Raw genomic sequence first — 12,346 nt, forward strand, 5'->3', positions numbered from 1 at the left:
GCGCGGCGGGGCGCATAGGCCTCGCCGGGCGGCGTCGAAAGGGCCGTGACGAAAGGAACCACGATGCTGACCACGATTTCGAAGCTGATGATGACGACTGTGTTCGGGCTGACCATGTTCGCGGCGGGCGACGCCGAGGCGGGCAAGCACCACGGCGATCGCGGCGCGAAGATGTGCGAGCGCCTCGAATGCTCCGACGCGCAGAAGACCCAGCTGGCGCAGATCCGCGACAGCCACAAGCCGACGATCAAGGCCGAGCGCGCCGCCTCCCGCGACCTCGAGCAGCAGATCGCCGCCGAGTACGCCAAGCCCTCGTTCGACGCCGCCAAGGTCAAGACCCTGCGCGAGCAGCTAGCGACCCACGAGGCGAAGGCCGACAGCGAGCGCGAGGCGATGAAGGCCAAGATCGACGCGATCCTGACCCCGGCGCAGCGGGCCAAGATGGCCGAGTTCAAGGCCAAGCACAAGGATGGCAAGGGCAAGGGCCAGCACCGCGGGGGCGGCCGCGGCGATCGCAAGGGCCGCGCGATGGGCGTGTGAAGCACGGCGGTGGCGGCCTCTCGATCGGAGAGCCTGCGCCATGAAGCACCGCGCAGCGCGAGACGGGGGAGCGAGACGGGCGCGACTGCGGCGCGCGCCCGTCACAGCGAGCCGCTTCGGCGTGCACGTGGCACCGGTGCGTGAGCGAGACGGGCGAGACGGGGACACGCGCCGGCTCTCGCTCCGCGCACTGCCGCACGAGGGACGCGAGCGCGACTGCGGCGTAGTGGCTGCGATGCTGGCGCACGACGCGAGCGCGACTGCGGCGCGCGAGCGTCGAAACTCTTCGGAGCGCAGGTATCGTTGCGAGCGCGAAGGCGATGCGTGGGCGATGCCTGTCGGAACGCAGGTGTCGTTGCGCGCGCGACTACGGCGCGCGAGCGTCCGAAGCTCTTCGGAGCGCAGGTGTCGTTGCGAGCGCGAAGGCAGGTGTCATTGCGCGCGCGACTGCGGCGCGCGAGCGTCGAAGCTCTTCGGGGCGCAGGTGTCGTTGCGAGCGCGAAGGCGATGCATGGGCGATGCCTGCCGGAACGCAGGTGTCGTTGCGCGCGCGACTGCGGCGCGCGAGCGTCTCGTCGGAGCGCAGGTGTCGTTGCGAGCGCGACTGCGGCGCGCGAGCGTCTCGTCGGAGCGCAGGTGTCGTTGCGAGCGCGACTGCGGCGCGTGAGCGGCGTACGTCTGGCGCGCGACCTGTCGATGCGAGCGCGACTGCGGCGCGCGTCGTGGCTCTCCGAACGCGACCGCGGCGCTCAGGTGTCCGGAGCCAGGACGCCGGTCACGGCGTAGGTGGTCCGGCAGTCGACGGGGCCGTCGGGGAGCTCGCCGAGGAGGCGATGGGCGAGCTCCCCGTGCAGGCCGTCGACCGTGAATTCGCCGTCGAAGCGGGCGTACAGGCCGACGGTGAACAGGCCGACGGCCAGCCCCGAGATGCCGCCGAGGGCGAAGCTGCGGTCGCGGTTCACCGCGCCGGACAGCGCCCACGGCAGCGCGGCGACCTCGGGCTCGTAGGTCAGCCAGCCGTCGACTTGCACGAGCCGGGCCGGTCCGTTGATGCCGATCAGCTGGGCCGCGCCGACGGGGCCGCACAGGTCGACGCCCATGCGCGGCGGGCAGTCGCACTCGAGCACGTCGGCGGCGGTGACGTAGCGGCCGCCGAGCGCCTCCCCGCGGCCGTCGCCGCCGGCCTCGGACAGCTCGATCAGCAGGGCCGGGTCGAGCGGGTCCTGTGCCTGGTCGTCAGGACATGCGCCGAGGGACAGGGCGCAAAAGACAGCCAGGAGCCCGCGGCGACGCACGTGGTCACCGTAGCACTACGCGCCGTGCTCGGCGAGGTAGCCCTCGATCGCGCGCAGGCGCGCGTCGTCGATCACCCGCGGGTGGAGGTAGGCGGCGATCTCGCGGATGGTGACGATCGCCCGCACCGGCGCGCCCAGCTCGGTCTGCAGCTCCTGCAGGGTGCTGACGGACCCGCGGCCGCGCTCCATGCGATCGACGGCGACCACGACCCCGGCGACGGTCACGGCCGCGGCCTTGCGCAGCAGCTCGGCGGCCTCGTGGATCGACTTGCCGGAGGTGATCACGTCGTCGACGATGACCACGCGGGCGCCGTCCCAGGGGGCGGTGCCGACGAACACGCCGCCCTCGCCGTGGTCCTTGGCCTCCTTGCGGTCGAAGCAGAACGCGACGTCGCCGCCCGCCCGCGCCTGCGCGATCGCGGTCGACACCGCCAGCGGCACGCCCTTGTACGACGGCCCGAACAGCAGGTCGCAGGCGAGGCCCTCGCGCTGCAGGCACTCGGCGTACGCCTCGCCGAGGCCGGCGATCGCCGCCCCGGTGCGCAGCTGGCCGGCGTTGATGAAGTAGGGCGAGCGGCGCCCCGACTTCAGCGTGAAGTCGCCGAAGCGGAGCACCTCGTGGCGCACCAGGAGGTCGATGAAGCGCTGCTTGTAGCTGTCCACGCGGCGCCTATAGCACGGCCGCGGGCGGGCCAGCGAGCGGCAAGCGGACGACCAGCCGCGCCCCGGGGCGGGCCTCGCCGGCCTGCTCGCGGCCCTCGGCGGCGATCGTGCCGCCGTGAGCGCGTGCGATCTGCGCGCACAAGTAGAGCCCGAGGCCGGCGCCGCCGTGGTCGCGCGCGCGGGCGTCGTCGAGGCGGTAGAACGCCTCGAACACGCGGGCCCGCTCGGCCGGCGGGATCCCGGGGCCCTCGTCCTCGACCGCGATCGTGACGTCCGTCGCGCCGCCGCTGGCCGTGATCCACACATGTCCTTGAGGACAGGCGCGGCGGGCGTTGCTCAACAGGTTGGTGATCAGGCGGTCGAGCAGCAGCGGGTCGCCGACCAGCCCCAGCTCCGGCGGCGTCACCTCGATCTCGGCGGCGACCGGCGCGCCCAGGCGGGCGAGGAACGGCGCCAGGTCGATCGGCGCGCGCTGCACCGGCGAGGCGTGCGGGCCCGACAGCTCGAGCCGGCCGGAGGTCAGCAGGTCCTGCACGAGCGTGGCGAGCTCGCCGAGGTCCTGCTCGAGCTCGACCGCGCCCAGGCGGATCCGCGCGCTCGCCGGGTGCTCGGGCAGCGTCTCGGCGCGCTCGGCCAGCAGCTCGGCGAGCACGCGCAGGCGGGCGATCGGGGTCTTGAGCTCGTGCGAGACGTTGGCGAGCAGCGAGCGCTGGCCGCGGAGAAGCTCGCCGAGCTGGTAGGCCATGTCGTTCATCTCCTGGCCGAGGCGATCGATCTCGTCGCCGCGCGGGTCGACCTGGACGCGGTGACTGAGCTCGCCGCGGGCGATCCGGGCGGCGCCGTCCTCGAGCACCGCGAGCCGCCGCGTCAACGAGCGCGCCAGCAGCCAGGCCGACGCGCCGAGCAGGCCGACCAGGCCGATCACGCCGAGCGCCAACGTGCGGGCGCGACGGCTGGATTGGTCGCCGGTGTCGGCGATCAGCACCGCCCGGTCGCCGATCGCGAACGCGAGCTGCGGCTCGCCGGACCGCTCGCGCAGCATCACCGGCGCGCCGCGCTCGAGCCGGCTGCGCTGGCGCGGCCGCAGCGGCCGCAGCGGCGGGGTGGTCGGGTCGCCGGCCAGGTGCGCGCCGTCGGGGCCGCGCAGGGCGATGCGCAGCTCGAGCGCGCCGGCCAGCGCCGCGACCGCGCGCTCGAGGTCGCCGTCGCCGGCCAGCGCCGCCAGCAGCGCCGGCTTGTGCGCCTCGACTACGGCGTCGGCGGCCTCGACCCACCCGGCGTCGTGGCGCTCGCGGGTGGCGAACTGGACGATCGAGGCCATCGTCACGAACGCCAGCACGGCGGCGAAGAAGGTGAAGAACACGCGGCCGAACAGGCCGCGGCGCCAGCGGGACAGGGCGGCGCGGCGTGTTCGCGGGGCCGGCGACGGATCGCTCACGCAGCGCCCTCGGGCGCGTCGTCGAGGACGTAGCCGACGCCGCGGACCGTGCGGATGAGGCCTGCGGCGCGCGGGTCGGCGGCGGCGAGGGTGCCGCGGATCTTGCTGAGCTGGACGTCGATGCTGCGGTCGACCGAGGGGTCGTAGGTGCCGGGCGGCTGGCCCCTCAGCGCGCGCAGACGTTGGTACAGCTGCTCGCGCGAGAGCACCTGGCCGCGGGCCTCGAGCAGCAGCCAGAGGAGGTCGAATTGGTGGGCGGTCAGGTCGCAGGCGGCGCCCGCGACTTCGACCCGGCGGCGGGCGCGGTCGACGACCAGCGGGCCGCAGCGCAGCGTGCTGGCCGGGCCCTCCGGCGACGGCACCGCCCGCCGCAGCACCGCCCGGATCCGGGCCACCAGCTCGCGCGGACTGTACGGCTTGGGCAGGTAGTCGTCGGCGCCGAGCTCGAGCCCGAGGATGCGGTCGATCTCCTCGCTGCGCGCCGACAGCATGATGACCGGCAGCGCCGAGCGCTGTCGCAGGCGCCGGCAGACCTCGAGGCCGTCGAGGCGGGGGAGCATGAGATCGAGCAGAATCACGTCGAATTCGCCGCTGAGGGCGCGAGCGAGCCCGGCTTCGCCGTCACCGGCGACCTCGACGGCGAGCTCGTGGCCCTGGAGGTATTCCGCGGTGCGTTCGGCCAGGCGGACATCGTCTTCGATCAGGAGCACCTTCGCCGGGGTTTGCATGGTTCCCGTTCGTGGGTGGGTGGTGGGAGCGGTGGAGCGCGAGCCGGGCCGGCAGCGGCGTGGCGCCGACGGCTCGGGGGTGAACGCGGGGCCGGGGCGCGTGCCGTGGTTGACACGACAGCGGGCCCAGAGTACCCCATGAGCCATGCAGTACCACTGCTCCCGCTGCCACTACGTGCTCACGGCGCCCGCCGGGACTGACGGCGACGGCGGCGAGCTCCAGTGTCCGCGTTGCAAGGCCGAGGCCGGGCTCGAGCCGCAGCTCGCCACGCCGCTGCCGATGAAGCTGTTCGCCGCGTTCCTGGGGCTGTCCCTCGTGGCGGTCGTCGCCTCGCTGGTGATGTCGGCCGGGCCGGCTTCGGGCGCCGGCTGACAGGTGTCCGCCCCCTTCTGCTTTGTGCTATGGTGCCGCCAGCGAGCTAGCCCTTGATTATCCGTTGCACGAAATGCAGCACCGAGTTCGACCTGGACCCGAGCCAGGTCGGTCCCGAGGGCGTGACGCTGCGTTGCTCGGTCTGCAGTCACATGTTCCACGCCGAGCCGGAGCCGGAGCCCGACCTCGGCGGCGGCCCGTGGCGCATGGCGACGGTCGAGAAGCACCTGTTCGAGCTGCCCACGCTGCGCGAGATCGTCGAGCAGGTCGAAGACGGTCGGCTGCGCCCTGACGACCAGATCTCTCACACCGGTCAGCACTGGATCAAGCTCGGCGAGATCCCGGAGTTCTCGCCGCTGTTCATCGGCAAAGAGGGCCTGTCGCGGATGTTCCGCGCCATCGAGTCGACGTCGGCGATCGAGCTCGGCCCGCCGCCCACGTTCGGCACCGGCGTCGACGAGCCCGCGCCGATCCGCCGCGAAGAGACGCACCGCTTCGATTTGGGAGAGCTGCGCGAGCTGCCCGAGCCGGCGCTGTCGCTGCTCGACGACGACGGCCCGCTGCCGGCGCCGCCGCAGTTCGACACGCCCTCGCCGCCGCCGCGGACGACCCGCTCGCAGCGGCGCACCGGCAACGTGTCGTCGATGCTCGACGCGGTCACCAAGGCGGTCAGCAGCGACAGCCTGCCGCGCGTCGAGGACGAGGACGACAGCCCGCGCGCCGACACGCGCGAGCGCAGCCAGCCGATCCTCGTGTCCGACCTGGCCCGGCGCGCGGCCCAGAGCGTGGCCGCGGCGGTCCAGCGCGTCGAGGGCCAGCGGGCCACCGAACGCGCCGCCCGCGAGAAGTCGCGCTCGAGCTCCGAGTCGTCGCGGCCCGGACCTGAACTTTCGGCCAGGCTCGGCGAGCGCTCGTCGGAGCTCGACGCCTCGGAGCGCCGCCCGGTCCGCGACAGCGAGCGCTCGGCCACCTCGGCGGCGGTCAGCGCCGCGGTCGCCGGCGCCGCGATCTCGGTGCCGCCGTCGCCGTCGCTGACGTCGAACCCCGGGCTCGAGCCGTCGCATCCGGCCGGCGCCTCGCTCACCGCGCCCGAGGGCCCGCGCGCGCCCGACGTCGTCATCGTCAAGGTCGAGAGCCCGAACAAGGGCCAGGCCGGCGTCTACGCGCTCGCCGGGGTGCTGGTCGCGCTCGGCATCGTGTTCGGCATCCCCGGCATCCGCGAGCGCCTGCTCAACCTCGGCGGCGACCCGGCGGTGGCCGTCAAGGGCGCCGAGGTCAAGCCGCCGGCGCAGGAGCCGAGCGAGTTCGCCGCGGCCCGCAACGCCATGCGGACCCTCGGCCTCGCCAAGACCAAGCAGGCCATCACCGATCTCGAGCGCGTCGTCGACGACCCCGAGCGCGACCCGGCGGTGGTCGCCGCGGCCAAGTTGACGCAGGCCGAGGTCATGCTCCTGCGCGTGTTGTCGGCCCAGATCGCGATCATGCTCGAGCCGGCCGACCGCGCCCTGCCGCAGGCGGTCGACGCCGACCTGGCCGACGCCGGCGCGCTGGTCGAGGCGGCGAGCGCCGGCGCCGATCCCAACCAGGCCGCGCGCGTGCAGGCGCTGCTGGCCCTCGCGCAGGGCAAGCTCGACGCGCCGCCCGAGGGCGCCGCGCCGGAGCTGCGGGTGCTGGTCCTCGGCGCGCCGCTGTGGCGCGACCCCACGGCGCCGATCCCCAACGGCCTCATCACCTCGCTGCAAGGCGTGCCCAACCCGAGCGCGCTCCACCAGTCGCTGCTCGCGCTGGCGCTGTGGCGCAGCGGCGACGACGAGGGCGCGCGCAAGGTGCTCGACGGCGTGCTCGGTCGCGTCGGCGACATGCAGGCCGCGGTCGCCCTGCGGGCCGCGCTCGACCGCAGCGCCGCCGAGAAGGGCGAGACCTTGCCGCCGCCGCCCGAGCCGCCGCCGGAGCCGACGCCCGCCGATCCGACCGGCGCCGGGGCGCCGCCCGAAGACCCGATCCAGCCGCACACCGACCCGGGCTCGCGGCCGCCGGTGCGCACCAATCCGACGCCCGAGAACGAGGCGACCGGTACGCTCATCACCACCGGCTGCGAGAAGGTCCGCGGCGGCGACCCCGACGGCGGCATCAAGCTGCTGCTGCAGGCCCACGACAAGCTCGGCGGCTCGCGCAACCTCGATCTGTGCCTGTGCCTCGGGGCCGGCTTCCTGGCCAAGAACACCCACGACTCCGCGCTCTCGTGGTTCAAGCGCGCGGTCAGCCAGGCGCCGGCCAACCGCGAGGCGATCGCCGGGGCCGCGCGCGCGGCCGAGCTGGCCGGCAAGCACGGCGTCGCGGTCGATTACTACCGCAAGCTCGTCGAGATCGAGCCGGGCAACCAGACCGCCCGCAACTACCTGGCCAAGCACGACAACGCCGGCAAGAGCACCCCGCCGCCCGAGGATCCGGGGGACCTCTTGCCGGTCGGGAAGAAGTCGCCCTGAGCGGTCGCCCACGGCTGCTCAGCTCAAACCTGGGGAGGGCGTGATGAGCAGCGGAACTCTGAGCGAACAAGAACAGCAGTTGCGCGAGGACCTGGCCCGCCGGCGCGAGGCCGTCCAGGTCCGTCAGTCCCAGATCTCGGTCGACGAGCGCGAGGAGCAGCGCCGGCTGCACTGGATGCGCTGCCCCAAGTGCGGCAGCGAGCTCGCCGAGGTCCAGTTCCGGGCCGTCAAGGTCGACAAGTGCTTCTCGTGCAACGGCGTGTTCCTCGACGACGGCGAGCTCGAGCAGCTGACCGGAAAGCCAGGTTGGTTCGAGGGCATGCTGCGCTTCTTCAAGAGCTGAGCCGCCGCCGGTGATGCTGGCCTCGCTCGACGACCTGCGTTACCTCGAGGCGTTCGAGCGGCTCGGCTCGGCCACCGCCGCCGGCCGCGACCTCGGCGTCGCAGCGTCGACCGTGTACCGCCGGATCGCCGCCCTCGAGCAGGCCGTCGGCTTCGTCTGCCTCGAGCGCTCGCGCGGGATCACGACCGCCGGCCGCGAGCTCGCCGCGCTCGCGCGCAGCACCGGCGCCACCCTCGCCGGCATCGCCCGCCGCGCCCGCGAGCGCCGCGAGGAGGTGCGCGGCACGATCACCGTCACCACCATCGACGGCTTCGGCCCGCTGCTGGTCGCGCCGATCGCTGCGCTCGCGGCCGCCTTCCCGCTCCTGCGGGTCGACGTGCACATCTCCGACGCCGGCCTCAGCCTGCGCAAGGGGCAGGCCGAGATCGGCCTCGGCCTGCTGTCGAACCCGCCGAACACTCTCGTCGGGCGCAAGCTGTTCCCGGTCCACTTCGGCGTGTACGGCACGCGGGCCCTCGCCGCCGAGCCGGAGCACGCGCGCTGGCTGGTGCTCGGCGCGCCGCTCCACACCAGCTGGCTCGGCCAGTGGGAGCGCGAGCACGTGCCGACCGACCGCGTCGCCTTCGCCACCCCGTCGCGGCGCCTGCTCGTCGACCTGACCGCCGCCGGCGTCGGCCTCAACCTCATGCCCGCGCGCCTCGCCGCCGAGCACCCCGAGTTGGTCGAGCTCAAGCAGTTCCGGGCCGCTACCGCCGCGCTGACCCGCCCCGCGTGGATCTTGACCCACCCCGACCTGCGCAAGGACGCTCGCGTCTCGGTGGTGATGAAGGTGCTGGCGAAGCACCTCGCGCAGGCCGACGGCTAGGCGGGGTCGGAGACAAAGAAGCGCGGCGGGAAGCGTCCGGGCCGGGGACCCTCGAATGGGAGAGTCGAGCGGAGGATGCCCGGACTGAGCCGCCGCGCGAAATTCGAGCGGCATGCGGCCGCGCCGCTCACATCTGCGGCTTGAGCAGCCCGATCTCGATCAGCCGCTGCGTCAGGTACTGATCGGCCGTGATCGGCTCGGGGTAGTGGTTCGGGTTGTCGGGGGTGATGCACGACGGCAGCGACTCGATCGAGAACTCCGAGTTGGGGTGGAGGAAGAACGGGATCGAGTAGCGGGGCACCTCGGCGTAGGGCGAGGGCGGGTTGACCACGCGGTGGGTGGTCGAGCGCAGCACGTCGTTGGTGAGGCGCTGCAGCATGTCGCCGACGTTGACCACGATCGCCTCGGGGATGGTGGTGACCGGGACCCACTGGCCGGCGCGGCTCAGCACCTCGAGGCCGGGCTCGCCGGAGCCGATGAGCAGGGTGATGAGGTTGATGTCCTCGTGCTGGCCGGAGCGGACGCTGCCGGGGTCGCCGCGGCCGGGCGCGAGCGGCGGGTAGTGGATCGGGCGCAGGATCGAGTTGCCGTGGTCGGTCTTGTCGGCGAAGTAGTGCTCGTCGAGGTCGAGGCCGAGGGCGACCGCGCGGAGGACCCGGTCGCCGAGCGACTCGAGCTGTTGGTAGAGCGCCCACGTCGCCTCGCGGAAGCCCGGGATCTCGGTCGGCCAGATGTTGGGCGGGTAGTGGGTCGTCCACGCCGCGCCGGCCACGTGCTCGCGGCCGACGTGCCAGAACTCCTTGAGGTCGACCGCCGGGCTGTCCTTGGCGTGCTCGACGCCGAACGGCGTGTAGCCGCGGGCGCCGCCCTTGCCGACCCTGTAGGCCGTCTTGGTCGCCAGCGGCAGGTCGAAGAACGCCCTGATCACGCGGTACGCGTCGGCGATGACCGCGTCGGGGATGCCGTGGTGCGACACCGCGACGAAGCCGATCTCGCGGTAGGCGTGGTTGAGCTCGCGGACGAACCCGGCCCGCTCGCGCGGGTCGTCCGAGCGGTCGAAGCGGCGGATGTCGAGGATCGGTACCAGTTCGGTGGACATGTCTTTTGGTTCCTGGTCGAAAAACCAGATCAAAGCGCAGGGACGATCAGAGGAGCGCGCCCGCGACGCAGGCGGTGGAGAAGTTGGCGAGCGTGGCGGTGACGAGGGCCAGCGCGCCGAGGCGGGCGATGTCGGGCTTGCGCTCGGGCACCAGCGCCCCGAGGCCGCCGATCTGGATGCCGATGCTCGACAGGTTGGCGAACCCGCACACCGCGAAGGTGGCGATCGCCACGGTGCGCGGGTCGAGCCCGCCGGCGGCCGCGTGGAGCTGCTGGAACGCCACGATCTCGTTGACCGCCATGCGCGTGCCGAGCACCCCGCCGACGGTGGTCGCCTCGGACCAGGGGATGCCCATCAGCGCGGCGATCGGCGCGAAGCCCCAGCCGAGCACGCGCTCGATCGACAGCGGCGCCCCGAACGCGGGGATGAGGCCGACGATCGCGTTGAGCAGCGACACCAGGGCGACGAACGAGATCAGCATCGCGCCGACGTTGGCGGCCAGGCGCAGGCCGTCGCTGGTGCCGCTGGCGGCCGCCTCGAGGATGTTGCGGTTGTTCTCGACCGGCGCGTCGCGGACCATCCCGGCCGTCTCGGGGGTGCCGGTCTCGGGCACCACCAGCTTGGCGAACACCAGCGAGATCGGCGCGGTCATCGCCATCGCCGTGAGGAGGTGCTCGATCCTCACCCCACCGAACAGCACGTAGGCGCCGAGGATCGCGCCCGACACCGAGGCCATGCCGGCGACGATCACCGTGAACAGCTCCGACTCGGTCAGCTTGGACAGGAACGGCCGGATCGTCAGCGGCGCCTCGGTCTGGCCCATGAAGATGCTGGCGGCGATGCACAGCGACTCGGCCCCGCTGGCGCCGAACACGTGGACCATCGCCCGCGCCAGCACGCGGACGATGAGCTGCATCACCCCGAGGTAGTAGAGCACCGCGAACAGCGCCGCGACGAACACGATCGTCGGCAGCACCTGGAACGCGAAGATCATGCCGATGCCGCTGGCGCCGCCCTTCGGCAGCCCGAGCTCGCCGAACAGGAAGCCCGAGCCGACGAACGCGTGGTCGAGCACCGCCTGCACCGCCTGGGCCGCGTGGGCCAGGCCGACGCCCCCTTGCGGCAGCTTGAGCAGCAGCAGGCCGATGATCCACTGCAGCACCACGCCCCACAGCACCACCCGCAGCGAAACCGCCTTGCGGTCGCGGCTGAGGGCGTAGCCGACGCCGAGCAGGACGACGAAGCCGACGACGCTGACGAGCTGGAGGGGCATCCGTCGCGGACTTTAGCAGTCCGTCCGAGGCGCGTGGAGGGAGGGTGTCCACATTTCACGGCGCCGCGATCGCCGGCGGGCGCGGCTTTACAGCGCCTCTCTCCGCGGGGCACCATCCGTGCGCCCGCATGGCCAAGCTCTACTTCCGTCACGGCACCATGGACAGCGCCAAGACCCTGAACTTGCTGGCGGTGGCCCATAACTACCGCAGCCAGGGCAAGCGGGTGCTCCTGCTGAAGCCGCGGATCGACGACCGCTTCGGGGCAGGCGCGATCGCCTCCCGCGCCGGCCTGCACGCCGAGGCCGACCTCCTGCTCGACCGCGACAGCGTCCTCGACCCCGCCCAATTCGCCGGCGTCGACTGCGTCCTCGTCGACGAGGCCCAGTTCCTGTCGGCGCGGCTCATCGAGCAGCTGCGCGTGCTGACCCAGGGCGGCCCGCCGGTCATCTGCTACGGCCTGCGCACCGACTTCCGCACCGAGCTGTTCGAGGGCTCGCGGCGGCTGCTCGAGCTGGCCGACAGCATCGAGGAGGTGAAGGTCACCTGCCAGTTCTGCAACCGCAAGGCGATCTTCAACCTCCGCCACGGGGGCGGCGAGGCGGTCACGGAGGGCGAGCAGATCCAGCTCGGCGGCGCCGAGAGCTACGCGCCGGCCTGCTTCACCTGTTATCAGGCCCGCACCTCCCTGTTCCCGCCGCTGCCCCCGCGCAGCGACGCGTAGGCCCTCGCGGGGGCGACGTCCCGGGGGCCGCTCGCGGCCCTCGCCGCGGGGTTCCTGCCGCAGAAGGACGCGGCCCGATTCGTCGGTCCCCAGGGCCCGCAGCTCGCTGTTCCAGCCGCAGCCCGGCATTCCACTTCGCCTGTCCGCAGCTCCGCCGCCTGCTGTGATTGCCGCGGAGGCCGTCGGAACGACGCGTAGCCCGGCATTTCGCGGTTCCCGTCGCAGCCGCCGCAGCGCGCTGCGAGCGGCCGCGGGCCTCTGCATAGAGACCGGCGCGTCGGCGCGGGACCCGGACTCGCCGCATTCGCAGAGCCCCGCGTAACAGCGATCACACGCCGACCCGGTCGCCTGGGGTCTTCAGGGACCACCTGGTCCTCGGGACAGCCCCCAACAATCGCAGCACATTGACGCGGATCGCGGAAATTGGCTTCCCGGGCCGATCTCCGGGCCCCCGGGGCCCTCGGGGGTGCACTGAACGAACGTTCAAATCGCGGTCGGCGCAGCTCCGGCACTCACAAGTT

General features: G+C 73.0%; 12 protein-coding genes. 6 read left to right on the top strand and 6 right to left on the bottom strand.

The window, feature by feature from the left end; genetic code table 11:
• The first annotated feature begins 63 nt into the window (after positions 1 to 63).
• Entirely contained in the window at positions 64 to 540 is a 477-nt protein-coding gene (locus tag O0S08_RS14395; RefSeq protein WP_269039698.1) for a Spy/CpxP family protein refolding chaperone, read from the top strand.
• Between the two features lie 749 nt (positions 541 to 1,289).
• Here the strand turns inward: O0S08_RS14395 and O0S08_RS14400 are convergent.
• Genes O0S08_RS14400 through O0S08_RS14415 form a run of 4 tightly spaced genes read right to left on the bottom strand, consistent with a single transcriptional unit; the run spans position 1,290 to position 4,664 of the window.
• Positions 1,290 to 1,835, bottom strand: a complete 546-nt coding sequence (locus tag O0S08_RS14400; RefSeq protein WP_269039699.1) for a hypothetical protein — start codon at positions 1,833 to 1,835, stop codon at positions 1,290 to 1,292.
• A gap of 15 nt (positions 1,836 to 1,850) precedes the next feature.
• Positions 1,851 to 2,498, bottom strand: coding sequence for an orotate phosphoribosyltransferase (gene pyrE / locus O0S08_RS14405; RefSeq protein WP_269039700.1), 648 nt, complete (start codon positions 2,496 to 2,498; stop codon positions 1,851 to 1,853).
• Positions 2,499 to 2,505: 7 nt separating this feature from the next.
• On the bottom strand, positions 2,506 to 3,936 hold the full coding sequence (locus O0S08_RS14410; RefSeq protein WP_269039701.1) for a sensor histidine kinase: 1,431 nt from the start codon (positions 3,934 to 3,936) through the stop codon (positions 2,506 to 2,508).
• Positions 3,933 to 4,664: a response regulator transcription factor gene (locus O0S08_RS14415; protein WP_269039702.1), complete on the bottom strand. Its 732-nt coding sequence runs from the start codon at positions 4,662 to 4,664 to the stop codon at positions 3,933 to 3,935. The genes O0S08_RS14410 and O0S08_RS14415 overlap by 4 nt, the downstream gene beginning before the upstream one ends.
• 145 nt (positions 4,665 to 4,809) lie before the next feature.
• Between O0S08_RS14415 and O0S08_RS14420 the strand changes: the two genes are divergently transcribed.
• The 4 genes from O0S08_RS14420 to O0S08_RS14435 are packed head-to-tail and all read left to right on the top strand — an operon-like array spanning position 4,810 to position 8,731.
• Positions 4,810 to 5,037: a hypothetical protein gene (locus tag O0S08_RS14420; protein ID WP_269039703.1), complete on the top strand. Its 228-nt coding sequence runs from the start codon at positions 4,810 to 4,812 to the stop codon at positions 5,035 to 5,037.
• A 53-nt stretch (positions 5,038 to 5,090) separates the two neighbouring features.
• Positions 5,091 to 7,523 carry a zinc-ribbon domain-containing protein gene (locus tag O0S08_RS14425; RefSeq protein ID WP_269039704.1) on the top strand — a complete coding sequence of 811 codons (2,433 nt, stop codon included), beginning with the start codon at positions 5,091 to 5,093 and terminating at the stop codon, positions 7,521 to 7,523.
• A 43-nt stretch (positions 7,524 to 7,566) separates the two neighbouring features.
• Positions 7,567 to 7,866: a TFIIB-type zinc ribbon-containing protein gene (locus tag O0S08_RS14430; RefSeq protein WP_269039705.1), complete on the top strand. Its 300-nt coding sequence runs from the start codon at positions 7,567 to 7,569 to the stop codon at positions 7,864 to 7,866.
• Between the two features lie 13 nt (positions 7,867 to 7,879).
• Positions 7,880 to 8,731 carry a LysR family transcriptional regulator gene (locus O0S08_RS14435; RefSeq protein ID WP_269041961.1) on the top strand — a complete coding sequence of 284 codons (852 nt, stop codon included), beginning with the start codon at positions 7,880 to 7,882 and terminating at the stop codon, positions 8,729 to 8,731.
• Positions 8,732 to 8,858: 127 nt separating this feature from the next.
• Here O0S08_RS14435 and O0S08_RS14440 read toward each other — a convergent pair whose 3' ends face one another.
• Positions 8,859 to 9,830 carry an isopenicillin N synthase family dioxygenase gene (locus tag O0S08_RS14440; RefSeq protein WP_269039706.1) on the bottom strand — a complete coding sequence of 324 codons (972 nt, stop codon included), beginning with the start codon at positions 9,828 to 9,830 and terminating at the stop codon, positions 8,859 to 8,861.
• Positions 9,831 to 9,876: 46 nt separating this feature from the next.
• On the bottom strand, positions 9,877 to 11,103 hold the full coding sequence (locus tag O0S08_RS14445; protein ID WP_269039708.1) for a NupC/NupG family nucleoside CNT transporter: 1,227 nt from the start codon (positions 11,101 to 11,103) through the stop codon (positions 9,877 to 9,879).
• 128 nt (positions 11,104 to 11,231) lie between these two features.
• Here O0S08_RS14445 and O0S08_RS14450 point away from each other — a divergent pair, with 128 nt between their 5' ends.
• Positions 11,232 to 11,825, top strand: a complete 594-nt coding sequence (locus O0S08_RS14450) for a thymidine kinase (protein ID WP_269039709.1) — start codon at positions 11,232 to 11,234, stop codon at positions 11,823 to 11,825.
• The last annotated feature ends 521 nt before the right edge of the window (positions 11,826 to 12,346 follow it).

The organism is Nannocystis punicea (assembly GCF_026965555.1).
Taxonomy (GTDB): Bacteria; Myxococcota_A; Polyangia; order Nannocystales; family Nannocystaceae; genus Nannocystis; species Nannocystis punicea.

Excerpts from the sequence above, each read along its gene's own strand:
- O0S08_RS14395 (WP_269039698.1), top strand. The coding sequence starts at position 64 with ATGCTGACCACGATTTCGAAGCTGATGATGACGACTGTGTTCGGGCTG.
- O0S08_RS14415 (WP_269039702.1), bottom strand. The coding sequence starts at position 4,664 with ATGCAAACCCCGGCGAAGGTGCTCCTGATCGAAGACGATGTCCGCCTG.
- O0S08_RS14420 (WP_269039703.1), top strand. The coding sequence starts at position 4,810 with ATGCAGTACCACTGCTCCCGCTGCCACTACGTGCTCACGGCGCCCGCC.
- O0S08_RS14430 (WP_269039705.1), top strand. The coding sequence starts at position 7,567 with ATGAGCAGCGGAACTCTGAGCGAACAAGAACAGCAGTTGCGCGAGGAC.
- O0S08_RS14435 (WP_269041961.1), top strand. The coding sequence starts at position 7,880 with ATGCTGGCCTCGCTCGACGACCTGCGTTACCTCGAGGCGTTCGAGCGG.
- O0S08_RS14440 (WP_269039706.1), bottom strand. The coding sequence starts at position 9,830 with ATGTCCACCGAACTGGTACCGATCCTCGACATCCGCCGCTTCGACCGC.
- O0S08_RS14445 (WP_269039708.1), bottom strand. The coding sequence starts at position 11,103 with ATGCCCCTCCAGCTCGTCAGCGTCGTCGGCTTCGTCGTCCTGCTCGGC.
- O0S08_RS14450 (WP_269039709.1), top strand. The coding sequence starts at position 11,232 with ATGGCCAAGCTCTACTTCCGTCACGGCACCATGGACAGCGCCAAGACC.